This is a genomic window from Prevotella sp. HCN-7019 (assembly GCF_037890215.1).
In the GTDB taxonomy this organism is placed as follows: domain Bacteria; phylum Bacteroidota; class Bacteroidia; order Bacteroidales; family Bacteroidaceae; genus Prevotella.
In genome coordinates, this window is record NZ_JBBKBO010000002.1 from 356,658 (window position 1) to 382,036 (window position 25,379).

15 protein-coding genes are annotated in these 25,379 nt (G+C 51.1%); 4 read left to right on the plus strand and 11 right to left on the minus strand.

What is annotated here, in order from left to right; translation table 11 throughout:
• The first annotated feature begins 18 nt into the window (after positions 1–18).
• The 3 genes from WKT13_RS04470 (at position 19) to WKT13_RS04480 (ending at position 3,941) form a co-directional block, all read left to right on the plus strand.
• Positions 19–375, plus strand: coding sequence for a P-II family nitrogen regulator (locus tag WKT13_RS04470; RefSeq protein WP_340323000.1), 357 nt, complete (start codon positions 19–21; stop codon positions 373–375).
• Between the two features lie 57 nt (positions 376–432).
• On the plus strand, positions 433–1,689 hold the full coding sequence (locus WKT13_RS04475) for an ammonium transporter (protein ID WP_298620588.1): 1,257 nt from the start codon (positions 433–435) through the stop codon (positions 1,687–1,689).
• Positions 1,690–1,751: 62 nt separating this feature from the next.
• Positions 1,752–3,941: a glutamine synthetase III family protein gene (locus tag WKT13_RS04480; RefSeq protein WP_298620553.1), complete on the plus strand. Its 2,190-nt coding sequence runs from the start codon at positions 1,752–1,754 to the stop codon at positions 3,939–3,941.
• Positions 3,942–4,789: 848 nt separating this feature from the next.
• Here the strand turns inward: WKT13_RS04480 and asnB are convergent.
• From asnB to WKT13_RS04510, 6 genes are all read right to left on the minus strand, one after another.
• Positions 4,790–6,508 carry an asparagine synthase B gene (gene asnB, locus WKT13_RS04485; protein ID WP_340323001.1) on the minus strand — a complete coding sequence of 573 codons (1,719 nt, stop codon included), beginning with the start codon at positions 6,506–6,508 and terminating at the stop codon, positions 4,790–4,792.
• A gap of 3 nt (positions 6,509–6,511) precedes the next feature.
• Positions 6,512–7,858: a glutamate synthase subunit beta gene (locus tag WKT13_RS04490; RefSeq protein WP_340323002.1), complete on the minus strand. Its 1,347-nt coding sequence runs from the start codon at positions 7,856–7,858 to the stop codon at positions 6,512–6,514.
• 31 nt (positions 7,859–7,889) lie between these two features.
• A complete protein-coding gene (gltB, locus tag WKT13_RS04495) occupies positions 7,890–12,368 on the minus strand; it encodes a glutamate synthase large subunit (RefSeq protein WP_340323003.1) in 4,479 nt (1,492 codons plus the stop codon).
• 900 nt (positions 12,369–13,268) lie between these two features.
• A complete protein-coding gene (locus WKT13_RS04500) occupies positions 13,269–14,747 on the minus strand; it encodes a glycoside hydrolase family 140 protein (RefSeq protein ID WP_340323004.1) in 1,479 nt (492 codons plus the stop codon).
• Positions 14,748–14,865: 118 nt separating this feature from the next.
• The gene (bla, locus tag WKT13_RS04505) at positions 14,866–15,750 is read right to left on the minus strand and encodes a class A beta-lactamase (RefSeq protein WP_340323005.1); all 885 of its coding nucleotides are present in this window, start codon (positions 15,748–15,750) and stop codon (positions 14,866–14,868) included.
• A gap of 1,081 nt (positions 15,751–16,831) precedes the next feature.
• Positions 16,832–18,175: a PepSY-like domain-containing protein gene (locus tag WKT13_RS04510; RefSeq protein WP_340323006.1), complete on the minus strand. Its 1,344-nt coding sequence runs from the start codon at positions 18,173–18,175 to the stop codon at positions 16,832–16,834.
• 146 nt (positions 18,176–18,321) lie between these two features.
• On the opposite strand from WKT13_RS04510, the gene WKT13_RS04515 reads away from it, so the two are divergent.
• Positions 18,322–18,483 carry a hypothetical protein gene (locus WKT13_RS04515; RefSeq protein WP_340323007.1) on the plus strand — a complete coding sequence of 54 codons (162 nt, stop codon included), beginning with the start codon at positions 18,322–18,324 and terminating at the stop codon, positions 18,481–18,483.
• Positions 18,484–18,596: 113 nt separating this feature from the next.
• Here the strand turns inward: WKT13_RS04515 and WKT13_RS04520 are convergent, their stop codons facing one another.
• The 5 genes from WKT13_RS04520 to ilvC form a co-directional block, all read right to left on the minus strand.
• Positions 18,597–19,037 carry a hypothetical protein gene (locus tag WKT13_RS04520; protein WP_298620569.1) on the minus strand — a complete coding sequence of 147 codons (441 nt, stop codon included), beginning with the start codon at positions 19,035–19,037 and terminating at the stop codon, positions 18,597–18,599.
• A 495-nt stretch (positions 19,038–19,532) separates the two neighbouring features.
• Entirely contained in the window at positions 19,533–20,150 is a 618-nt protein-coding gene (locus tag WKT13_RS04525; RefSeq protein WP_340323008.1) for a hypothetical protein, read from the minus strand.
• 975 nt (positions 20,151–21,125) lie between these two features.
• Positions 21,126–21,884 carry a LytR/AlgR family response regulator transcription factor gene (locus WKT13_RS04530; protein ID WP_298620573.1) on the minus strand — a complete coding sequence of 253 codons (759 nt, stop codon included), beginning with the start codon at positions 21,882–21,884 and terminating at the stop codon, positions 21,126–21,128.
• 14 nt (positions 21,885–21,898) lie between these two features.
• Positions 21,899–23,905 (minus strand): histidine kinase, encoded by a 2,007-nt coding sequence (locus WKT13_RS04535; protein ID WP_340323009.1) that lies wholly within the window; start codon positions 23,903–23,905, stop codon positions 21,899–21,901.
• A gap of 412 nt (positions 23,906–24,317) precedes the next feature.
• Positions 24,318–25,367, minus strand: a complete 1,050-nt coding sequence (ilvC, locus tag WKT13_RS04540) for a ketol-acid reductoisomerase (RefSeq protein WP_298620576.1) — start codon at positions 25,365–25,367, stop codon at positions 24,318–24,320.
• Positions 25,368–25,379 lie beyond the last annotated feature (12 nt).

Here is a 25,379-nt window from a genome sequence, read left to right on the forward strand (position 1 = left end):
ACTAAAAGACACATCATTATGAAGAAAATTGAAGCGATCATCCGCCGTACCAGGTTTGACGATGTGAAGGAAGCACTGCTCGAGGCGGACATCGAATGGTTCTCATACTACGAAGTGAGAGGTGTGGGAAAAACACGTGAAGCGCGTATCTATCGCGGAGTGGCTTACGACACAAGCTCCATCGAGCGCATCCTCATATCGATTGTCGTGAGAGAGAAAAACGTGGAAAAGACAGTAGAAGCCGTGATGAAAGCCGCATATACGGGCGAGATAGGCGACGGGCGGATATTCATCATTCCTGTGGAAGACGCCATAAGGATACGCACAGGAGAAAGAGGCGACATAGCGCTTTACAACGCCGAGCACGAGAAATAGAAACTAACGGGAGAGAGAACTATTGAAAGGAAAAACAAAAAGGAAGCAAACGATATGATGTCAGCTACAATAACACTTAATTCAGGAAACACTGCATGGATGATAATGGCCACCATTCTGGTTCTTCTTATGACCATTCCGGGCATAGCCCTTTTCTACGGCGGCCTCGTAAGAAGGAAAAACATGCTAAGCGTCATAATGCAAAGCCTCACCATAGTTGCCGTAATCAGTCTGATATGGGTTGCCTTCGGCTACAGTTTCGCATTCGGTTCAGGATTCGACGGCAGTCTTTTCAAATACGGTATAGGAGGCTTTGACAAGACAATGCTCAAAGGAATAAACCTCAACACCATGACCACAGGCGGCATACCCGAACTGCTTTTCGCCATGTTCCAGTGCATGTTCGCCGTCATAACTCCGGCACTCATTCTCGGAGCATTTGCCGAACGCGTCAGATTCTCCGGTTTTCTCGTCTTCACCATCCTGTGGAGCATATTCGTATATCTGCCTATGGCCCACTGGGTATGGGGCGGAGGATTTCTTATGGAGATGGGAGCTATCGACTTTGCCGGCGGTACTGTGGTGCACATCAACGCCGGAATATCGGCCCTCGTCATGGCGTTGCTCGTAGGACGACGCAACGACTACAGACCCGGAAAGCCCATAACACCACACAACATCCCGTTCGTATTCATCGGCACTGCCCTATTATGGCTCGGATGGTTCGGCTTCAACGCCGGCAGCGGACTGGCAGCCGACGGACTGGCAGCCAACGCTTTCCTCGTGACACACATCGCAACGTGTATGGCTGCAGTGACATGGATGACCGTGGACTGGATTGTCAACAAGAAGCCTACCACCGTCGGAGCATGTACAGGAGCCGTAGCCGGCCTTGTGGCCATAACTCCTGCGGCAGGCACCACAGACATACTCGGCGCCGTATGTATAGGATTCATAACCTCAATCGTATGTTTCTGCATGGTGGCCGTGGTGAAACCCAGATTCGGATATGACGATGCGCTCGACGCATTCGGCGTACACGGCATAGGCGGAATAATAGGTTCGGTACTCACAGGTGTCTTCGCCACGAGATACGTAACGGGTAGCAACGGTGTGCAGGGTGCTCTCTACGGCGACTGGCACCAGCTTTGGATACAGACCGAAACAACCATAATATCGATTGTCTTCAGCGCCGTGATGACATTCATCATATTCAAGATAGTCGACGCAGTGTGCGGAATAAGAGTTGTAAAAAGAGTTGAGGAAGAAGGCCTCGACATATATGAGCACGGCGAAGCGGCATACGATCTGTAGGAAACATCAGAAACAACAATGTCAAATAAATAACAATAAAAACCAAAAACAAAACAACAATTATGTCGAGTTTAAGATTCAGAGTAGTAGAAAAGGCTTTTCAGACCAAAGCCAAAGAGTTTGCCATACCGACCGAAAGACCGAGCGAGTATTTCGGAAAGTACGTGTTCAACCGTGAGAAGATGTTCAAATATCTCTCGAGTGACGTGTTTGCAAAACTTGTCGATGTGATAGACAACGGCGCAACACTCGAAAGAAGCATCGCCGACCAGGTGGCTGCAGGCATGAAGCGCTGGGCCATGGAGCTCGGAGCCACCCATTACACACACTGGTTCCAACCACTCACGGAGGGCACGGCTGAGAAACACGACGCCTTTGTGGAGCACAACGGCAAGGGCGGAATGATGGAGGAGTTCTCCGGCAAACTGCTTGTGCAGCAGGAACCCGACGCATCGTCGTTCCCGAGCGGCGGCATACGCAATACGTTCGAGGCTCGCGGATACAGCGCATGGGATCCTTCGTCACCGGTATTCGTGGTTGACGACACTCTGTGCATACCTACTATCTTCATATCATACACAGGCGAGTCGCTCGACTACAAGACTCCGCTGCTCAAGGCTCTGCGCGCTCTCAACAAGGCAGCAGTGGACGTATGCCACTACTTCGACCCTTCGGTGAAGAAGGTTTTCTCTTATCTCGGATGGGAGCAGGAGTATTTCCTCGTCGACGAAGGGCTCTACGCAGCACGCCCCGACCTGCTGCTCACAGGCCGCACACTCATGGGCCACGAGGCATCGAAGAACCAGCAGCTCGAAGACCACTACTTCGGAGCAATTCCAATCCGTGTGGCTGCATTCATGAAAGACCTAGAGATACAGGCCCTCGAACTCGGCATTCCGGTGAAGACACGCCACAACGAGGTGGCGCCCAACCAGTTTGAGCTTGCCCCGATATACGAGGAATGCAATCTGGCTGTGGACCACAACATGCTCATCATGTCGCTTATGCGCAAGGTGGCACGTGCCCACGGATTCAGAGTGCTGCTCCACGAGAAACCGTTCAAGGGCATAAACGGCTCAGGAAAGCACAATAACTGGTCGCTCGGAACAGACAACGGCACAGCCCTCATGGCTCCGGGAAAGACCGCCGAGGACAACCTGCGCTTCATAACATTCATAGTAAACACACTGATGGCCGTATATCGTCACAACGGACTGATAAAAGCCAGCATCATGAGTGCCACAAACGCTCACCGTCTGGGAGCAAACGAGGCACCGCCAGCAATCATTTCTTCGTTCCTCGGCACACAACTCAGCCAGGTGCTCGACCATCTCGAGGTGAGCTCAGACGAGGACATGAGTGTCCTGATGGGCAAGCACGGCATGAAGCTCGACATACCTCAGATACCCGAACTGCTCATAGACAACACCGACCGCAACCGTACGTCGCCCTTCGCCTTCACCGGTAACCGATTCGAATTCCGCGCCGTAGGTTCCGAAGCCAACTGTGCCAGCGCAATGATTGCGCTCAACACGGCCATGGCCGAACAGCTCGCCGACTTCAAACACGATGTAGATGCAATCATGGCACAGGGCACTTCTAAAGAGGCTGCCATTCTTCAGGTGCTCAGAAAATACATCAAGATATGCAAACCCATACGTTTCGACGGCAACGGTTACAGTGAAGAGTGGAAAGAAGAAGCCGCACGCCGCGGTCTCGACTGCGAAACAAGCTGCCCTGTGATATTCGACAATTATCTGTCGGAAAGCAGCATCAAGATGTTCACATCCACAGGCGTGATGACAAAAGTGGAGCTCGAGGCACGCAACGAAGTGAAATGGGAGACCTACACCAAGAAGATACAGATAGAGGCACGCGTGCTCGGCGACCTGGCAATGAACCACATCGTGCCCGTCGCCACACAGTATCAGAGTGTGCTCATCAACAATGTGTACAAGATGAAAGGCCTGTTCGACGCCGAGGAAGCCGCCAGTCTGTCGGCCGAAAACCTCTCGCTCATCAGAGAGATATCCGAACGCACAGCCTACATCAAGAAGCATGTGGACGACATGGTGGAGGCACGCAAGGTGGCCAACAGAATTGAGAACGAACGCGAGAAGGCCGTAGCATACCACGACACCATAGCTCCGATGCTCGAACAGATACGTTATCACATCGACAAACTGGAGCTAATCGTCGATGATCAGATGTGGACATTGCCTAAATACAGAGAGTTGTTATTTATTAGGTAAACATAATTTCCTTCATTGTTAGTTATTTGATAATCAGGTCCGGACAGTCGTGAGACAGTCCGGACTTATTTTTTTGCCACCGTACAAGCACACCACAGCCTTGCCACACCGTATTTCCGCCCTCCTGCGCATCCATACGAGAGAGCCTGTCTGGCCAGAAAAATGAATAAATATACAGCTTTGGAAGTAAAAAATTTTGACAAAAAAAAATCTCAAAATAGAAAACGGAACACCCTCCACGGGCATGGTGTGGAACGTAAAAAAGGCTTTTCCATATCCGTATGCCGTCCGTCACTGAGTGGTCCGCACACCACCTGCGTGCAAAACGGCCTTTTTCGCACTGTAATACAGGCTATATCACACCATGAAACGTACCATATCATGACACGAAACAGGCTATAATGCAGTGCAAAACGGCCCGTTTCGCAGCGCGTTCCGATTGTCAACGAAACATAAAAGCGTGCAACCCCATGACTGTCAGCAGGATGCGCAAAGTGCTCAAAACTCGCGTATTTGCAACCGGAAGCATGTCCGGACGAAAAAACGCGCGTATTTTCGAGTTACGATGAATATTTATTCATCACAGCGCTAAGCAAATTGCATATTTATGCAGAACCGTTTTCACTCTCACTCCGACATACGCTCTTGCCGCAAACACAGCACCATAACCTTGCGCGAAGGCCCATAATTGCCGCCAGCCACATCCGTAAAGTCTATAAGTACGGCCATTAAAAAAGTCCGCCCCGTCTGAGCTGTGCCGGCACATACGGCAGGCAACAGCTACAGACAAGGCAGACAGCTATCACGGTATTGCAAATTATTGTCAACCGAAATGCTGAGGTTCGGCCTCAATAAGCCTCCTCATGCACACCATTCACAGCTCTTCCGCTCGGTTCATTGCAACCGGCGAACGAAGCGTCCCATGCAAGTGCCTCGGCTGTGGAGCACGCCACGCTCGGCACACTGGGCACGCTGCGTGCGGCACTCTCACTAGGAAAATACTCCTCGAATATGCTGCGGTAGTAGTATTCCTCCTTGTTCATCGGCGGATTTATCGGGAAACGCTCTGCCGCACACGCCATCTGTTCGTCGGTCACAGCTTTCGACGTGATGTCCTTCAGCGTATCTATCCAGCTGTATCCCACTCCGTCGCTGAACTGTTCCTTCTGCCGCCAAGCCACACTTTCGGGCAGCATGTCTCCGAAAGCGTCTCTCACGATCTTCTTCTCGATGGTTTTTCCGGGGCACATCTTCACTGAAGGATTGAGCCGCATGGCCACATCGAGAAACTCCTTGTCGAGAAACGGCACACGGCCTTCCACTCCCCATGCCGACAGCGACTTGTTGGCGCGCAGGCAGTCGTACATATACAGCTTGGAGAGCTTGCGCACTGTCTCCTCGTGGAAGGCCCGGGCGTCGGGCGCCTTATGGAAATAAAGGTATCCGCCGAACACCTCGTCGGCTCCCTCACCGCTCAACACCATCTTTATGCCCATGCTCTTTATGACACGCGCGAGCAGATACATGGGAGTGGATGCACGCACCGTCGTTACGTCGTATGTCTCGATGTAGTATATCACGTCACGCACAGCGTCCAGTCCTTCTTCTATAGTATAGTTTATTTCATGGTGCACAGTGCCGATGTGTTCGGCCACCTCGCGTGCCTTGATAAGGTCGGGCGCACCCTTCAGACCCACCGCAAAGCTGTGCAACTGAGGCCACCATGCGCTTTTGCATCCGTCTGTCTCTATGCGGCGCGCGGCATATTTCTTTGCCACTGCCGATATAACCGAACTGTCAAGACCGCCCGAAAGCAGCACGCCGTAAGGCACATCGCTCATCAGCTGTCTGCGTACGGCGTTGTCGAGAGCATCGCGCAGGGCATCGACCTGTACTTTGTAGGCATCTACGCCTGCATCCACATGAGTGTCGTTTGTGGCGGCCGGAGTGTAGTTGTTCTTCACGTTGTCATACGATGTCCACTCTCTCCTGTACCAGGGTTTCATCTTTCCCTCGCGGCTCCAGTAGTAGTGGCCCGGCAGGAAAGGCTCGTAGCGGTCGCAATAGCCTTCGAGAGCCTTCAATTCACTGGCGCAATATACGCGGCCCTCATTGTCGTATCCGATGTAGAGAGGTATCACTCCTATCGGGTCGCGGGCTATAAGAAACTCTTCCTTTTCCTCGTCATAGAGGGCGAAGGCGAATATACCGCTCAGCTCCTCGATGAAGTCCACGCCCTTGTCACGATAGAGTGCAAGGATCACCTCGCAGTCGCTGCCGGTCTGGAACTCGTATTTTCCGGCATAACGGGCGCGTATGTCGCGATGATTGTATATCTCGCCGTTCACGGCAAGTATCTGTTTGCCGTCGGGAGAGAATAGAGGCTGTCTGCCGCTCTGCGGATCGACAATCGACAACCGTTCATGACACAGTATGGCAGAACGGCCACAGTAAATGCCGCTCCAGTCCGGTCCGCGGTGTCTTATTTTCTTCGACATGTCGAGAGCCTTTCTCCGCAGAGCGTTCACATCGTCCTTTATATTGAATATGGCAGTTATTCCACACATGGTCTATTGTTTTTTAAGATAAGCGTCTATGTCCTGCGCAGCCTTCCGTCCGCCTGCTATGCAGCGCACAACGAGGCTTGCTCCCGTGGCAGCGTCACCCGCCACAAACACGTTGGCGGCATATTCGGGGTGCTGCGGCTTGAGGAATCCCATGGCAAGAAGCACCAGGTCGGCTTTTATTGTCTCTTTCTTTCCGGTGGGTTTCATGGTAGGACGTCCGCCGTCGGGCGACGGAATCCACTCCACCTCTTCAACTTCCACACCGCACACATGGCCGTTCTTCGTGCCGATGAATCGGTTGGACGTCAGACACCAGCGACGTTCGCAGCCCTCCTCGTGGCTCGAGCTGGTCTTCAAGACTATCGGCCACTGCGGCCACGGAGTAGCCGGATTATGGCCGACAGGCGGTTTCGGCATTATCTCTATCTGCGTAACCGACACTGCTCCCTGGCGGTTGCTTGTGCCGATGCAGTCGCTACCGGTGTCGCCGCCGCCTATAACAAGCACCTGCTTGCCCTTGGCGTCGATACGGTGTTCGCGGTCGAAGGTCTGTCCGGCTAGCACTCTGTTCTGCTGCGACAGCATCTCCAGAGCGAAATGTATGCCTTTCAGTTCGCGTCCGGGTATATTGAGGTCGCGTGCCTGCGGCGTTCCAGTGCAAAGACAATAGGCATCGAAGCCTTCAGGCAGTTTCTGAACGTCAATCGAAGTGCTCACGCTGAATGTCACACCTTCGGCCTTCATTATGTCCACACGACGGTCGATGATCGATTTGTTGAGCTTGAAGTTAGGTATTCCGAAACGCAACAGTCCGCCGATATATTCATCTTTCTCGAACACTGTAACCTCGTAGCCCATGGCGTTAAGCCTGTTGGCTGCGGCAAGTCCCGAAGGACCTGAACCCACTACGGCCACTTTCTTGCCGTTGCGCTCGTAGGTCTTGGGCTGCACATAGCCCTCTCTGAAAGCCGCTTCGATTATAGCGGCCTCGTCTTCGCGTATAGTCACCGGCGCGTCGATGGCCAGTTTAAGCACACAACTCTTCTCGCAGAGTGCCGGACATATGCGTCCGGTGAACTCCGGAAAGTCGTTTGTGGCACTCAATATCTCGTAAGCCTCTCTCCATTTTCCCTTGTACAGCGCGTCCTGAAACTCCGGAGGACGGTTACCCAGCGGGCATGCCCAATGGCAGAACGGCACACCACAGTCCATACAACGTGATGCCTGCAGCTTGCGTTCACTTGTGTTCAACGTCTGTTCCACCTCGCCGTAGTCGCTTATTCTGTCGTGAACAGGGCGGTAACCGGCTTCCTGACGCGGTACGGTAAGAAATGCTTTAGGATTTCCCATATATATTTTTGTGATAAGGTTCTGTTAATGTTTAATAATCTCTCTGTACGTCTGCTATCTTCTGCTGCAGCTTGCGCATCTGCTCTTCGGCAAGTACGCGCTTGTACTCGATAGGTGTCACCTGTATGAACTCATCGGCATAGTGATTCCAGTCGTCAAGCATCGTACGCGCCAACGGCGAACCTGTGTACAGATAATGCTGGCGTATGAGTTCGTGGAGTTCCTTTCTAGCAGTGGAGTTCTCGAGCAACGACAGTTCCACCATCTCCATGTTGCAGAAGTAGTCGAACGTGTGCTCACGGTCCCAGACGTATGCCACGCCTCCACTCATACCTGCGGCGAAGTTACGTCCGGTCTTTCCGAGCACTACAACACGGCCGCCTGTCATATACTCACAGCAGTGGTCGCCCACACCTTCCACAACGGCTACGGCACCGGAGTTGCGCACTGCGAATCTCTCGCCCACGCAACCGTTGATATATACCTGTCCGCTCGTCGCACCGTAGAGCAGTGTATTGCCGGCGATAGTGTTCTCCTCAGCCTTGAAGTTAGACCTGATAGGCGGCTGTACGGATATGAGTCCGCCACTCAAGCCCTTGCCAAGATAGTCGTTGGCCTCGCCTTCGAGACGGAAACTGATACCGTGTGCGAGGAACGCTCCGAAGCTCTGACCGGCCGATCCTTTGAATCTTACATTGACAGACTGGTCTGGCAGTCCACCGTTACCATACTTGGCAGCAACCACACCCGACAGCATCGCACCGACGGAACGGTCGGTATTGGCAATGGCATAGTCGAGCGATACCTCCTTACCGTTATCTATCGCGTCGCGTGCAGCAGCAATGATGTCGACGTCCTTCACATGGTCAATGTCGTGCTTCTGCTCATTCACATGATGTATTGCCGCTCCGTTGTCCACCATATGGAGCATACGGTCGAAGTCTAGCAACGATGATCTGCCGTGCTCTTTGTCTTTCTTTATCTCTATGAGGTCGGCACGACCTACTATGTCGTCGAGTTTTCTGAATCCCATCTGCGCAAGATACTCACGCACTTCCTGTGCAAGGAACCGGAAATAGTTCACGACATACTTGTAATGTCCACGGAAATGCTCACGCAGTTTCGGGTCCTGAGTGGCTACACCCACCGGACACATGTTCGTATGACACTTACGCATCATCACGCAACCCAACACAATGAGCACCGTCGTACCGAATCCGAACTCGTCGGCACCAAGCAGCGCCATGCTGATGATGTCGCGTCCGGTCTTCAGCTGACCGTCAGTCTGCAGACGAACCTGTCCGCGCAGTCCGTTGAGAACAAGCGTTTGCTGAGTCTCGCTTAGTCCTATCTCCGGCGATATACCGGCATATCTCATTGACGAAGCAGGCGAAGCACCTGTTCCTCCCTCCGCTCCGGAGATGACAATCAGGTCGGCTTTTGCCTTGGCAACGCCCGCGGCGATTGTTCCTACGCCGCTCTCTGCTACGAGTTTCACGCTTATCTGCGCCTTAGGATTGACATTCTTAAGGTCGAAGATGAGTTGCGCGAGGTCCTCTATTGAGTAAATGTCGTGATGAGGTGGCGGAGAAATGAGTGATATTCCGGGAATAGAGTGACGCGTTCGGGCAATAACCTCATTCACCTTGAAGCCCGGTAGCTGTCCTCCTTCACCCGGTTTGGCTCCCTGAGCCACCTTTATCTGTATCTCGTCAGCGTTCACCAGATATTCGGCAGTCACACCGAAACGTCCTGATGCCACCTGTTTTGTCTTACTGTTGAGTGCAATACCGTCCACCATATCGTGGAAACGGCTGCTGTCTTCGCCACCTTCTCCGGTGTTGCTGCGTGCTCCCAGCTCGTTCATTGCAAGCGCGAGAGCCTCATGAGCCTCCTTGCTGATGGCTCCAAACGACATTGCTCCCGTCACGAAATGGCGCACGATGTTCTCCACAGGCTCCACTTCTTCTATCGGAATAGGGTTGCGCTTGAAGTCGAAGAAGTCGCGCAGGAATATCTCGCTCTCCTTCCCGTCGACCTGAGATGTGAATTCCTTGAACTTCTTGTAGCTTCCCAGACGAGTGGCAAGCTGCAAAGTGGATATCGTGACAGGGTTCCACGCATGCTTCACACCGTCCTTGCGATAGGAGAAAAGGCCCACATGAGGCAACAGACCAGACGCGTCAGCCGGCCGGAAGCCCTCGTCATGGAAGACGGTATAGTCGCGTGCAATCTCCTCCAGACCTATTCCGCCGACCGTAGATATGGTGGTTCCGAAATAGTCGCGCAACAGTTCTTCGCCCAATCCGATGGACTCGAATATCTTTGCTCCGCGATATGAGCGTATGGTGCTGATGCCCATCTTGCTCATTATCTTGTATAAGCCCTTGCATACGGCTTTGATATAATTCTTCTCGGCGGTCTCATAGTTAAGCTGAATCTCGTTGCGCTTCACCAGATCGTCTATCACCGCGAACGCCATATACGGATTTATGGCACTTGCTCCGTAGCCCAACAACAGCGCAGCATGCATCACCTCGCGTATCTCTCCGCTCTCAACGATGAGCGCTGTCTGCACACGCTTCTGCACAGAAATAAGATGATGATGCACGGCACTCACGGCAAGAAGCGACGGTATGGCGGCATGTGTATCGTCAACATCACGGTCGGAAAGGATAATGTAGTTCACACCCTCGTCCACCGACGCCTCCGCCTGCTTGCAAAGATCGTTGAGTGCGGCGTGCAGAGCAGCCTTTCCGCGCGACGCTTCAAAGACGATGGGCAGCTTCACAGTGTTGAATCCCTTGTAACGAATGTTGCAGAGAATGTCGAGTTGTGTGTTGGTGAGCACGGGATGCGGCAGACGCACCATCTTGCAATGCGACTCGTCGGGCAGAAGAATGTTCATACCCACGGCACCGATGTATTCGGTAAGCGACATAACCAGCTCTTCGCGGATAGGATCTATCGGCGGATTGGTGACCTGGGCAAACTGCTGACGGAAGTAGTTAAAGAGCAGTTGCGGGCGGTCGGACAGCACAGCCAACGGAGTGTCGTTGCCCATGGAGGCAGTCGGTTCAGAGCCTTTGGCACTCATGGGCTGTATGATCTGCTCCACATCCTCGCGTGTATAGCCGAACGCTCTCAGGCGACGTTCGTAATCGTCAACACTGTTCGGCGCCTTGCGTCCGCTGCGCAGGGCGTCGAGTTCTATGCGGTTGGCCGAGAGCCACTGCCTGTAGGGCTTCATCGAAGCCAGACTGTCTTTCAGCTCTCCATCGTAGTATATCTTGCCTTCCTGTGTATCCACGAGCAGAATCTTGCCCGGCTGGAGGCGTCCTTTCTCCTTTATGTCACCCGGTTCGAAACTGATGACACCGGCCTCACTAGCCACAACCATCATGTCGTTGCGGGTTATCAGATAGCGTGCCGGGCGCAGACCATTGCGGTCAAGCATTCCTCCGGCGTAGCGACCGTCGCTGAACAGCAACGCGGCAGGGCCGTCCCACGGTTCCATCAATATGGAGTGATACTCGTAGAAAGCCTTGAGGTCTTCGCTGATAGGGTTCTTGTCGTTGAACGATTCTGGAACAAGCATCGCCATGGCATGCGGCAGACTGAGTCCGGACATGACGAAAAACTCCAGCACATTGTCAAGCGAAGCACTGTCGCTCATGTCGGGCTGTATGATTGGACGTATGTCCCTGACATCGCCCAAAGCCGGAGTAGAGAGCACACTCTCGCGGGCTTCCATCCACGCACGATTGCCTCGTATGGTGTTTATCTCACCGTTGTGCGCCAGCAGACGGAACGGCTGGGCCAGGCTCCACGTAGGGAACGTGTTGGTGCTGAAGCGCGAATGTACCACCGCCAGACCACTTGTGAAATACGGTTGTGTGAGATCGGGGAAATATTCGCGCACCTGTACCGACGACAGCATACCCTTATAAACTATGTTCTTGCTCGAGAGCGACACGATGTAGAAATCCTTATGCCTGATGCGACGCTCTATGCGTTTGCGTATGATGTACAACGTGCGGTCGATGTTGGCGGCATCTGTCACACCGGTTATGAACACCTGCTTGATGTCCGGTTCGGTAGCCAGCGCGTCCTTACCCAACACCGACGAATTGACGGGCACGTTGCGGAGATGCATAAGGTTGAGTCCCTCGCGCTCAATCTCCTCTATCATTATGCTGAGCATGCCCGCCTGCTCCTTCTCGTCCTTCGGAAGGAACACCAGACCCGTACCATACTTGCCCTTCTCGGGCACAGGAATACCCTGTAAAAGAATGAACTCATGCGGTATCTGGAGCATTATTCCGGCACCGTCGCCGGTCTTGTTGTCGGCACCTTCGGCCCCACGGTGCTTCATGTTCTCAAGCACTTTGAGAGCCGAATCCACCAGTTCGTGCGACTTGTTGCCGTGAATATCCACTATCATGCCCACTCCGCAAGCATCGTGTTCGTGTGATGCGTCATACAATCCTGTTCTTTCCGACATTGTCATGTTATTAAAAATTTATCTTTTTACCACTAAAACTATCTATATGAAATATATTTCTCTCAAATCATTTCTATTGTCGTGCAAAAATAGAAAATTTGTTTCAGAATGATAAAACACACAAAATCTTTCGTCAAAAAAATTCAGACGATGTAACAAATTATCACATCACACATATATTTTACTATAGAAATATAATATATGTAAGTAAAAAGCTTGATTTTATAACATATAGTAAATAAGACAATATTTATAAAATAAAAATGCCATAAAATCCACAAAATATCATTCCTTTCACTTTGCAAGCACACAGACCGTAAAAGAAGGCGGAACAAGAACGAATATGTATATTTATGCAAAAACGGATACGGCTTATAAATAATTATGTAACGTCAAGTGCATTAGAATTGCGAAGAAGCGTACAGGAGTACTTCCGGTCGCGAATACGCGAGTTTTAGGAACTTTGCATATTCCATTAATAATCAGCGGATTGTTCATCTTTGTATTTCACAAACCAACGGAACACGGTGCGGAACGGGCCGTTTCGCACTGCAATAAAGCCCGTTTCATGTCATGATATGGTTCGTTTCGTGCCATGATATGGTACATTTCATGTTGTGATATGGCCCGTACGGCAATGCGAAAAAGGCCGTTTGGCACGCAGGCGGTGTGCGGACCACTCTGCGACGGACGGCACACGGTTGCGGAAAACCCCTTTTTACTTTCCGCACCGTGGCCGTGGATGTTGTTTCGTTTTCTGTTTTGAGAATCTTATCCGTCAGATTTTTTTACTTCCGTGATGTCATATTTATGCATCCGAAGCCTCAACAATAATATGTCTACACGTCCTGACAGACACGTAGCAAACCGGCATGACAATCGGAAGAAACGACATCACGGAAAGCGCTAACGGCTCCAGTCGCCCTTCCACCGACGGCTTCCGGGTGCAGGATAGCGGCATGAGACATCGTCGAGCACGAGCACCCAGTCGATCAGTTCGCCGTCGGTGGGCGGTGCGAAGGTCAACGGATTGCCGTCATTGGCGAATGTACCGATGGCGGTTGCCTTACCGTCACGCGGATTGAACCACCATGCTTTCAATCGCTTGCCACGCAGCTGTGAGGTATTTACGGCAAAACGTCGGCCCGACGGCACGTAAACCATGGCGTATGTTCCGGCTGTGTCGCGCGTGGCAACAAGGCGGTAGCGGCCTTCACCGGGCACCGACTGCACCACACGGGCACTGACTATGAGCGACGGATCGGGCACGCGGCTGAAGTACGGGCGCGACTCCATGAGCCGGCGGGCGTGCATCATCTGTCCCGAACCGGGACGGCCAAGGGCTTCCCGCCACGTGCAGAGCGGATTGTTTATAGGGTGGCGGCCCTTGTCGGGGTCGAACATCTGCCACACGGAGTGGTGTCCGTAGGTGTGACCGCATGCTCCGTTGAAGAGGTCCCAGTAAAGAGGACGGCGCACATCCGACGATATGGAATAGCCGAGGCGCGAGGCATCGAACGAGAGCGGATGGTCCTCGTAGAGCGGTTCGCCGTCGATGACGGGTTTCACGGGCGTGCGCCGGTAGTCCTCGAGCGTATTGCTGTAGCATCCGGTGTAGTCGGAGTTATGACCGTTCTGCCTCATGTTGAAACTCAGCCATTCGTCGTTGTGAAACCATGTGGACGAGCCCTGCCCGCCTATGGGATGGAACGTCATGAGCTGCGTACCTCCGTGACCGCGCTGCAGTCCGCGCGCCATGGCACGTATCACGGTTTTCTGACTGTCGTTGTCCACATTGCGGTCGCCTCCGAGAATCCAAATCACACGGCTGTCCTTATATCTCCGTCCGAGAAACTCGCCGTAAATCTCGGCGTTGCGCTCGTCGAACAGCGGACGGTTGTCGCGCACTCCCGCCCCTTCATGCCAGTAGCGTCCCCACGTGGGCAGCATGCCCACATACATACCGAGGGCGTTTGCGCGTGCCACGATGTGGTCCACATGGTCCCAATAGTCGTTGTCGGGTCCGTCGGCGACGGCTGGCGACGCCGGGTCGAAGTCGTTGAGAGGCAGGTGTCCGTATGCGTTTGGCACGGTGTGGCCGTCGAGCTCAGCTATGGCAACGGCCTGTATGACGGTGAATCCTTTCGACGCGCGGTCGGAAAGATAGGTATCCGCCTCCTCACGCGACAGGCGGTGAAACAGTTCCCAGGCAGTGTCGCCGAGATAGAAGAAGGGCGTGCCGTCCTCATGTTGCAGGAAACGATGGTTTTCGGACACAACGATGCGGCCGTGGGAGAAGTCTACGGGACGACCTTTCCAGCCGTCGGCACCGGCCGTAAGACTCAAAGCCAGCATACCGGAGAGAAAAAATGTTCTGAGGTTCATAAGGTTTTATTGTTTTGATTAGCAGATTATCAGGTTTATATAAGTGAGACGGCACTTGACGCGGAGCACCGCCACGAACCGCGACACAGCGCGGTTATGCTTGCGGACATGAAAGCCCTTAGAGCCCGCGTGCCTCCACCTCGGCCACAATCTCGCGTGCCACGGAGGCTATGACAGAGGCATTGACGGCGTCGCTCTCGGCCGAATCCTTTATGAAGACCGTGATGTAGCAGTTGCGACCCGACGGCATACGCACCACAGCCACATCGTTGTCGCCGGTCTTTATGCCATCTATGCGGTCGGAACTGCCCGTCTTGTGGGCTATGGGCATACCGTCAGGCACACCGGCGCGTATCTTGTCGGCACCCGTCACGGTGGTTGCCATTATGCGGCGCAGGGGTTCGTAGAGCGGCGCATTGCTTTCGAATATCAGTTTCATGAGCTGCGTCATGGCCTCGGGACGGCTCCAGTTGTCATAACAGTTGGTGAGGTCGCGGTGCATACCGTCCTCGTCGTGCTTCAGACGGAAGTCCTTCACGCCGAGCGAACGCACGTAGCGGTCTATCTGACGCACACCTCCAGCCATGGCGATGAGTATGTCGCATGCGTTGTTGTCGCTCTCCGCCACACTGTATCTCATTAGTTCTGCCACGCTGATATCCACGTCTCCCGTGGGGCGGGCGTCGCGCAGCGGACTGTAAGTGTTCTCACGAAGCATTGCTCTTTCCACATGCACTATGGTGTCGAGGCTCGTTCCGCTGGCCGCCAGGTCGGAAAGCACCTTCATGGCGACGTGCACCTTGAACACACTCATGAGCGGAAAGCGCACCCGGGCGTTCTTTACATAACTGAAACTTCCGCACTCGGCCGACACGCCGACGGTCATACGCTTACCTGAAAGCAAAGAATCGATGCGCTCACCGAGTGACGACGACACACCGCCACACCACGAACGGCACGGCAGAAGAAGCAGAAGAAGCAAGAAAAACAGTTTTACACGCATATTCTAAGACAAAAAATAAATTGATATTGCAAATATAGTGAAAGGCGAGCACACTGGCAAGACAAAGAAACTTTTGTTTATTTGGATTGGCAGTGTCGAGCCGAATCCATATTATAGAAATATAGTGAAAGCATTGCCAAAGGAATAATAACACACCGGCTGTATGCAAAGACGTGATATATATGTCCGGATCTGCCGTCTGAACAGAAATCGGCAGAAATGTAAGGGAAATTGATTTCGATGAGAAACCGCTGTTTCAATCCCCGATAAACATTGTTTCTTTCTGCTGAGAGCAAGGTAATCCGGGCACTTTCAAATTTAAAGCGTCTTGCGATTTTTTCGTCAGAGTTTTCAGTTCTACCCCTAAAAATAAGCGAGTTTTTGCGGGCAGACTCTCCGTCGAACGCAAATACGCGAAAAATAAGAGGGTTACACAAAACACTGAACATAAGCGGTTTACATTCAACAGCCATTTTTTCATCTTGCAATAAGCACCGTTTCGGCATGTGATATTGCCCGTTTCAGGGCCTGAAATGCATAATATCACACCCTAAAACAGCCGAAACCACAGGCTAAAACGGGCATGATCGGAATGCCGGATGAACCATTACGGATTACACTACAGGGTATGTGGCGATATGGTACGGGCTGAAAGGGGCTTTATAAGTTCTGATTTAACATATCCTTACTTCTCTTTTGCGATTTTATTTTGTCAAAAAAAAGTCAAGAAAAACTGTAAGTGCATCGCCTGAGTTTTCTTTGAAAACACTGACAAGAGGAGCGAAGACGAACCCGGAAAAAATGCCCCGGCCTTGCGGTGATGATTTACCGGTTGTGGCAAAGTGAGTTTGTCATTACGTGAGGGAACCGTCCGTACGGCGTAATGAAGAAAACGGAACAACTGTTTTTCTGTATCTGAAAACCCGTAAGAAGACAAAAAAAGATCCGCCGGCAGTATCAGCTGTGAGCCGATTGACGTATGCCGGCGGATCGGGTATTGTGAACTCAGTATCGATCAAACTGTCTGATATATACCGTCAGACAAACGGTTGAAGCACAACATGATACTTGCGGACATTTATCAGTCGTCGTATTCCTTGTGAAGGAGAGTGCCCGCAGCGTTTATGGTGTACTGCACTTCGGCACGTGCGGTTTCTATCTCAATCTTGTAAACAGTGTCCGAAGGTGTTTCGGTGGCCTCCATCTCCATCTTCACTTTCTGGAAATCCTTGTCAGCCTCGAGCGTTGTTCTCACTGCCAGCGGCAGGTCCTCGTAGTTGTAAATATCGTACTCGGTCTTCACCCACTGGTTGCGGCCGTTGAACTTCACTTCCTTTATCAGTCCGTTGTGGCTGATCTTTATCTCCAGCAGACCGTCGTCATACTCCTTGCCTATCACCACCGCACCGCTGTACTGCTGCTGAATGAAGGTCAGAAGGTCTTCTGCCACGGGCACATTGCCACCTTCGCCACCGGGATTTTCCGGATTCTGCGGACGCTCAATGAATGTTCCGTCAACGCTGATATACACATCTATCTCGTCGTCCCATGCACTCTGCAGACGCTCCAGTTCGAAGCTGAAGTAGTGGTTTGCGGCAGACTCGAACTCCTCGGCGTCTTCAACGCGCCACTCGCTTGTGCTGTATTTGCCGGTGAGAGCAGTCATCACCACCTCAGGAACGAGGCTGGCGTAGTTGCGGCCGAAGTCGGTCTTGGTGTAAACCCACTGGTTTGACGCATCGAATACGGCTTCGTACTTCAGTCCGTTGCACACAAACTCAATCTCTGTGGAGTTGTGCTCGCGCTCCATGTCCACCATACGGGCACCCGGATAGTTTGTGCTGAGCCATGCGTTGATAGCGTCCGACGGTGTCTGCGGCAGGTAGTCGTGATAGTCGTTGTCCTTGTCCACATCGGCAATCTCCTTCACCAGCACACCGGCAGCGGTGTAATAGAGTTCCATCTCTGTCTCAACGCCCGATTCCTTCTTCTCCACGTTTATCACATAAAGTGCTTCTGTGTTGTCCGGTCTCTGCAGGAAATCAACCTCGTTGTCTCTCACCCACGGCGACTTGGAATAAGCGCTGGCTTCGAATGCGGTCTTCACTGCTTCGGGAATCATGCTGTATGGCATTTCCACTTCGGTCATGTTCCACTTACCAGTGCCCCATTCAAACCATGCCGTATGGTCTTTGCCGGATGTCTGCTGTCCGCTTGTTGTGAAACTTGCAACAGCATACGAATCATATTTCTTGGCCCATGTGACGTTTGTAGCGTCGGGATATTTCTCCTCAAACTCAGCCAGCACAGCCTTAGGCACCTGCTTCTCGCTCAGCTTACCGTCGTCAAAAGAATCATTGTTGTCGCACGATACCATGATGAACATCGCCATCATGAGTGTTAAAATAGTGAATCTTCCTTTCATATACATTATTTTTAGTTGTTAGTTCTGATTATTGTTTCATGCTGCGAAATTATTGTCGAATTCTGAAAAGAATCTGAAATATGATTCCAAATTCAGGCTTTTACATTCAAAAAAGTGTTTATTTTTATTAAAAGCCCGTATAAAGCATGATAAGGACATACCAGAACGGTATCACTGACAGGCATATTCCGCAGAAAAAGAAGCCGGAGGATAACACATTGAAAACAGTATCTGACGGCACGAAAGACGTAAAACCACCGGAAGAAAAGCCGCATTCCACAGAGCTGAACCAGCCAGTCCACGCATAAACCGTAAGGCAACGACACAAGAAAACAAAAATGCCCGACTTCCGAAAACCGGAGCCGGGCCGTTTTTTACCACTGTTATGAAAATGCAAACAGCAATAAGAAAACAAAGCAAACTATCTGCGAGTATCTTCTTTTATACCTTTTATATTAACTCCCCAACCTGTCACCTTTGTCACGGATGTTTTGTACAATCCGAAGAAATAGCTGTGTTTCTCTTTGTCGAACTCCGGTTCGAGTATTATGTCAACATTAGAACTTTCCTTTGCACGATAAAGAGCCTGGGCTTCTCTCTTGCCCAATCCTCTGTAACGGTTGGAACTCTTAAGAGTCTTATTGCCGTTCTTGTTGAGCTGGATAAAGCCAAACAGAGTCTTTGTCTCTACTGTTCCCTCTACCTTTTTGGCATTTGCATAGTCCAGGTCAGCTGCGACATAAGTGGCGATGACATTATCACCCACACCCATAACCGGAGCTGTCTTCTGGTAAGACGCACAACTTGTGAACATCAATGTAGTTACAGACAATGCTGCGACAACTTTAGTAAATTTTCTCATTTTCTTTCTTTTAATATGAGTTCTGTCAATCAATAACCATTACGATACAAGCAGCTGAACTCGTTATCTGCCCGACCGTCATTTTTTAACCTTTTATGACACAAAGTTACACAAATACACAAAGGCCGACAACCGCGAAAATCAAGGATAGAGCCCAAACAAAACATATCGTGGTCCAGACGGTAAAAAACAGTAATCACATGGTAAATAATTTTTCGCGACATACACCGGTCAGTCAGTATTTGCATCATGTCATGGCTGGAAGACCGACTGTATATCCTCACAAACCCGCATGCAGTGCGGACAAGAAACACGTATGGGCACAACGGTCACGGACTGACAGCAAACGACAGAAACGCTTCATAACAAAAACAAAATCCGGTGCATACATTGAAATGCACCGGATACCATGATAATATTGTACAAAACAGCTTTAAGGTATCTTATACAGAACACATGTTCAGCACATGACGGTTCTGTCATAAGTCAATCATGTCAGTATGATCCTGTTCCATGGCACAAGTCGCACGTGACGTGCTGATGGCCCGTTCCAACTTCCCGGTTGCATGTGGCGCACCACTTGTGCTGACCGGCACTGTAGAATTCCTTTATCTTACGGCCTGTTCCGCCGCACAGACGGCACACGGTCTTGGTCTGCGTGGTAGTGGTTCCTCCTGTACTCGGAGCTGTATAAAAACCTCCACCGGAGAAACCTGAGACAGAACCGCTACTTTCCACCGGCTGCGAAGGATTATGCAACTTATACTGTGTGTATGCGTTGCTGTACCATTCGTCCAGTTGTGCCTTGACACCATAGTTGAGATAAACCTTCCGGAGTATCTTGTCGTTGGTGGCATTCACAATCTTTCTTGCCTCTGAATAATGAGAGACGGCATCGCCATATTTGCCTTCATTGAAACTGCTGTGGCCGGCATTGATAAAAGCAAAGAAGTTTTTCATGTCAGCCGACTGCATGTTGGGATTCTTGAGAACGGCGCTCACAGTGAGTCCTTCGCCTAAGGAACCAAGAATGTCACCAAGACTCTGCGCACTCGCTCCGACGCTGCAAAGACAGCACATCGCCGAGAACAGAATACACTTTAATGTTTTCATAAAATCTGATTTTGTGGTTTGTTTATTTTATTATTGATTGTTTTTCCATATATGCTGTGGTGACCGAAGTACATTCGGGTGAACCCGCAGCGACACATAAAACAAAACGTTTGTCTTGTGCAAAGTTACACAAAGCGCGGCATGTCCGCAACCGGCCTAAAGGCGCAGAATTACCGGAGCGGCAACAGACCGGTTCAAACGGTGGAAAATCGTGCCCATACGGTATATATTTCATCGGGACACGACACGTATGAGATGATTACAAAAAAAGAATGTCCGAATTTCGCCACGGCTCATATATATATATTTATTTTCCCATAGTTGTAACAAGCCGACAACGATATCAGACATTCTATATCAGGAAAGCCTAATCCTATAATACCAACATGAGGCTAAACTCTCTGTATGTATATATATATTTAATGCGAATCAATGCGACGGACACTCCATCGCCTGCATAGTACGGTCTCATCGAAGACGCGGAAAGCGCGCCATCATTATATGCACAAAAGTAGGAAAACATCATAAAAGATGCAACCACCATGGCAGCACGCATGCACCATACGTGCAGTGAGCGTGCCTAAACGGTAGAAAAACATGTTTATGTGGTAGTTAATATACATCAACATGTCGTTTTACGGCAATGCTGTAAGAATGCGACATGCTGCAGACGCGGATTTGCATGAACTTGCATAAACCGATATGAGAAAATGAATAAACATCCATAGCAAATCACAAATTCATAAATATGCAGTCTCACCAACCAGTCAAGATAAAAAGAAAGAATCCAGACACCTGACCACAGGACAGACGCCCGGGAGCAGTCCATGTCTCTCTCAAAAAGAAACGTCCGACGGACATGCAGCCCGACGGACGTAAGCCAAACAGTGTATTTATAGCCGGGAGACGGCGCACAAGGCGTTTTCGCGCAAGGCCGTCAGCCGTATTATTCTTTCCCAATGCCGCACGACAGACTCACAACAGTCTGAGCGCCTCTCTTATCTCCGAATAGTGACGACGACTGGCCATTATCTCAACATTGTTGAACGGCGGGAAAAGCACGCAACGTAGCGTGGTGTACTCTACCGAAGCCAGATAGTCGATGTTGAGAATGCAGCTGGCACTCACCTTCACAAAGGTACTGCTCATGGCGAGTATGTCCTTGGCCTTGGTGGTGCGGCGCAGGCGGTGCTCCTCCATACTGGTGAGCGTTATCACCCAACAGCGGCTGTCATCGTAGTGGAAATAGAGTATCTCCTGACGCCGGAGCAGCATCAGACGGTCCACGGTCTGCACCGCGAATCTGTCACCGGAGCCAGCAGTGGCGGTCTGTGAAGCCGAAACCGAAATGCCGCTGCGACTGTCAGTCCTCACACGATCGATGACAGTCTGCAACTCTTCGGGTGTGTAGGGCTTGAGCAGATAGTCGAACGCCGAGGCGCGCAACGCGTCGATGAGATATTTGTCATATGCTGTGTAGAACACAACATGCGTGTTTGGTCCGATGAGCGGTTTCATCTCCTTCATAAAGTCTATGCCGCTGATGCCGGGCATCTCCACATCCATGAAAAGTATATCGGGCTGATGGCGCATTATACTGCGGCGTGCCTTCTGCACGTTGGTCTGCGTATCGGCCACGACTATATCATCGTAAGTCTGCAGATCGTTCTCCAAAGCACTTATCGCGCCGGGTTCGTCGTCCACTATGACGGCTGACATTATCTTGGTATTCATCTGATTTGTGTGTTTTATAGGTTGAACTGATAGCGGTAAGGTACGTAAATGGTGACAAGAGTGCCTCTCTCCCCTGTCGCTGAAAGATTGCTGATGTCGAACCGCATTTTTTCCACATTTCTGGCATTGAGCATCTCCACCGTACGGAAAATCATCTTCAGACCATTGCCTGTACCGCGTTCCGAATTATTGTATGCACCGGGATTATAGCCGTTGCCATTGTCGCGTATACTTACAAACACGCCCTTGCCGTTGTCGTCGACGGTCACCACAATTTCTCCAGTGTCTTCCATACCATCGAAGGCATACTTCAAGGCATTCTCCACAGGAATCTGTATGCACATTGACGGCACCAAAACCTGAACGTCAACACCCTCATCCACATGCCACTCCACACGCGGTGTGTCGGGATTTGTCTCCTCCCGCAGAGCCACAAAGTCCTTCACGAGTTCCATCTCCTCCTCCAGTGTCACAGCCACCTTGTCCGAAGCAAGCAGATTGGAGCGCAACACTTTAATAAAAAGACGCAGCTTCTGCGACAGATCATCATACTGTCTGAAAGCCGGCATGATGGCGTTGAGCACGTTCAGAGTGTAGTGTGGCGATATGCGGTTCTTCACATTATCCATACGCAGTTTCGTCACCAGAGCGAGCTGACGGGCATACACCCGCTCGTTCTTGCGGCGTACATACACGAACACAAGCACCGCACCGAGCACAACAATGAGCAGCAGGCCCACGGTGAAGACAATGGTGGTGCGCTGTTCGGACAGTTGAACGTTCTTTCCCGCTATGAGTATATCACGCTTGAGCAGCGTTGTGTCCTGACGATAGCGGAAATCTATCTCAGCGATACTCTTCAGATGGCGTTCGTTTCTTATGGAGTCGTTGTATTTGTCCACCATCTCCTTGTAGCGGAAGGCACGGCGATAGTCCTCCTGACGCAGATAATACTCCATCAGGCGCTTGTTGTGCAGATACATGTACGACGGTCCTATGCGTCTGGCATCATACGGTTGTGACAGATACTTCCCCGCCTTTGCATACTGATGACGGTTGAGCGCAAGCGCTGCCTGCAGACTGTTAAGATAGAACACCACTTCGTCGTTGGCCGTAGAATCGGCATATACATACGAGCAGGCACGGTCTAGATACACTCCGGCAGAGTCGAGCTGGCCGAGAAGTGTATATATCTCACCCAGGTTGGCCTCGGTTATGACGTTGAACGAAGGCTGGTTGAACTGTCTCACTATGGAATACGCCTTCTTGAAACATTCCAGAGCCTCGGCATAACGTTCCTCGAAATAATAGCAGTTTCCCTTGGAATTATAGAAATAATAACGCTCATATTCGAGTTTGGGCTCAGGATTATGTTCGGCCATGTCGAAATAATAGTGTGCCTGCGTGAAGTTATGCAGATCGGCATATACCAACGCCAGACCTACATATATACTGTATTTCACACGCCGCGAACCCAGAGAGTCGGCCACCCACAAAGCCTTACGGTAGTATCTAGCAGAATTGGCCTGGTCGCCTGTCTGGCGATACTGGTCGGCAAGGTTTATGCAGATATTCTCAAGCTCGCGCCTGTCGGATGTGCGGTAGAGCGCATCGTAGGCATGATGAAGGCATGCCATGGCCGAATCACGCTGGTTCATTCCCTGCAGCATTGCATATCGGTGGTTCCAGCATACGGCCTCAAGAGCCTCAGCGTCTTCGTGAGCACGCGCATAGGCCAGCACTCTCTCGTTGGTGCGCATGGCATAGTCCGTGTTTCCCTGCAGGAACCGGCAGTAAGCCTCGAACAACTCAAGGCGGTAGAAGGCCATGCTGTCCGTCAGTCCTTTCTGTACTTGGCTGAAACGTTTTTCCATAAGATCAGGGAACGTATAAATCGAGTCGTAGCGGCTTATCAGAAAAGAATCCACCATATCCCGCTCCTGCAGGTTGCCCTCATTATGCGATGTGCATGAAAAAAATCCTAATAGTACGATACTTAATAACCAAAATGTCTTTCTCATTTCCATTTACTTCAATCTGTAAGGAAGCCACAGCATGCGTCCGTAACGCTCCTTGTAGTGTCTCGCGACTCCCGGTTTTGTTAAAAGGCCTAGCAAAGATACAAAAAAAACAAATACCATATATTCTGTCCGACATACAAAACATGAAATTTATATGAATGAAAAACATGGCGACAGGTCATACATCCTTATTATATATAAGGTGTGTAACGCTATGCGTAGGCACGTGCGGCACATAGTGCTCCGCATTCAGTCATCACAGAATAAATGTTCCGCCACATCACTGTGGGTATACCTCCATCCCCAGATATACACAAAAAGACTTATCCCGGCGCACCATGTTGGGCAGTTCCCGGGATAAGTCTTTTCGTTCTCCGACACTCTGCGGCCGGATATCTAATTATGGCATTTGTCAGAATTCGCTGCTTTCCGGACGCAGTTTACGCACGGTCTCGGCTGCACGCCACATCTCTTTTTCGCGCATTGCCTTGAGTTCGGCATTGAGTTTCTCGCGATAATCTGGCTGTGAATTGCTGTCAATGGATATCTGTGCTTCCTGTCCTGTTTTCACAGAGAGGTAGAGCCACTGCATCACGGGCTTGATAGCGTCGCGGAAACGCGGTGCCCAGTCGAGTGCACCACGCTGTGCTGTGGTTGAGCAGTTGGCATACATCCAGTCCATTCCCTTGGCAGCGAACAGCGGCATAAGGCTCTGTGTGAGTTCTTCCACGGTCTCGTTGAACGCTTCTGACGGTGAGTGACCGTTCTCACGGAGCACTTCATACTGTGCCTCCAACAGTCCTTCGATGGCTCCCATGAGTGAACCACGCTCGCCAGTAAGATCGCTCGTAGCCTCACGCTGGAAGGTTGTCTTAAACAGATAACCCGCACCTATACCGATACCGAAAGCGATTGCTTTCTCCTCAGCCTTGCCCGACGCATCCTGATATACGGCATACGAGCAGTTCAGACCGCGTCCCTCGAGGAACATGCTGCGCAACGATGTACCCGAACCCTTCGGTGCAACCATCATCACGTCAACATCCTCAGGCGGCACAACGCCCGTACGGTCGTTCCAAGTGATGGCAAAGCCGTGTGAATAATAAAGTGTCTTGCCTGCCTTGAGGTAAGGTTTCACCTTCGGCCAGACGGCAATCTGTCCTGCGTCAGACAGGAGCATGCATATTATAGTGCCTTTGTCGGCAGCCTCTTCTACAGAAAACAATGTCTTGCCGGGAACCCATCCGTCTTCCACGGCCTTGTCGTACGTCTTGCCCTGACGCTGTCCCACAATCACATTAAAGCCGTTGTCGCGCAGGTTGCAGGCCTGTCCGGGTCCCTGAATACCATAGCCCAGAACCGCTATGGTCTCGTTCTTGAGCACTTCGCGTGCCTTTTCCAATGAAAACTCTTTACTGGTGACTACTGTTTCCAACACGCCACCGAAATTCATTTCTGCCATATTTTTAATTTG

Excerpts from the sequence above, each read along its gene's own strand:
- WKT13_RS04500 (WP_340323004.1), bottom strand. The coding sequence starts at position 14,747 with ATGAACCTCAGAACATTTTTTCTCTCCGGTATGCTGGCTTTGAGTCTT.
- WKT13_RS04535 (WP_340323009.1), bottom strand. The coding sequence starts at position 23,905 with ATGAGAAAGACATTTTGGTTATTAAGTATCGTACTATTAGGATTTTTT.
- WKT13_RS04520 (WP_298620569.1), bottom strand. The coding sequence starts at position 19,037 with ATGAGAAAATTTACTAAAGTTGTCGCAGCATTGTCTGTAACTACATTG.
- asnB (WP_340323001.1), bottom strand. The coding sequence starts at position 6,508 with ATGTGTGGAATAACTGCCATATTCAATATAAAGGACGATGTGAACGCT.
- WKT13_RS04510 (WP_340323006.1), bottom strand. The coding sequence starts at position 18,175 with ATGAAAGGAAGATTCACTATTTTAACACTCATGATGGCGATGTTCATC.
- ilvC (WP_298620576.1), bottom strand. The coding sequence starts at position 25,367 with ATGGCAGAAATGAATTTCGGTGGCGTGTTGGAAACAGTAGTCACCAGT.
- WKT13_RS04490 (WP_340323002.1), bottom strand. The coding sequence starts at position 7,858 with ATGGGAAATCCTAAAGCATTTCTTACCGTACCGCGTCAGGAAGCCGGT.
- WKT13_RS04515 (WP_340323007.1), top strand. The coding sequence starts at position 18,322 with ATGATAAGGACATACCAGAACGGTATCACTGACAGGCATATTCCGCAG.
- WKT13_RS04530 (WP_298620573.1), bottom strand. The coding sequence starts at position 21,884 with ATGAATACCAAGATAATGTCAGCCGTCATAGTGGACGACGAACCCGGC.
- bla (WP_340323005.1), bottom strand. The coding sequence starts at position 15,750 with ATGCGTGTAAAACTGTTTTTCTTGCTTCTTCTGCTTCTTCTGCCGTGC.
- WKT13_RS04470 (WP_340323000.1), top strand. The coding sequence starts at position 19 with ATGAAGAAAATTGAAGCGATCATCCGCCGTACCAGGTTTGACGATGTG.
- WKT13_RS04475 (WP_298620588.1), top strand. The coding sequence starts at position 433 with ATGTCAGCTACAATAACACTTAATTCAGGAAACACTGCATGGATGATA.
- WKT13_RS04525 (WP_340323008.1), bottom strand. The coding sequence starts at position 20,150 with ATGAAAACATTAAAGTGTATTCTGTTCTCGGCGATGTGCTGTCTTTGC.
- WKT13_RS04480 (WP_298620553.1), top strand. The coding sequence starts at position 1,752 with ATGTCGAGTTTAAGATTCAGAGTAGTAGAAAAGGCTTTTCAGACCAAA.
- gltB (WP_340323003.1), bottom strand. The coding sequence starts at position 12,368 with ATGACAATGTCGGAAAGAACAGGATTGTATGACGCATCACACGAACAC.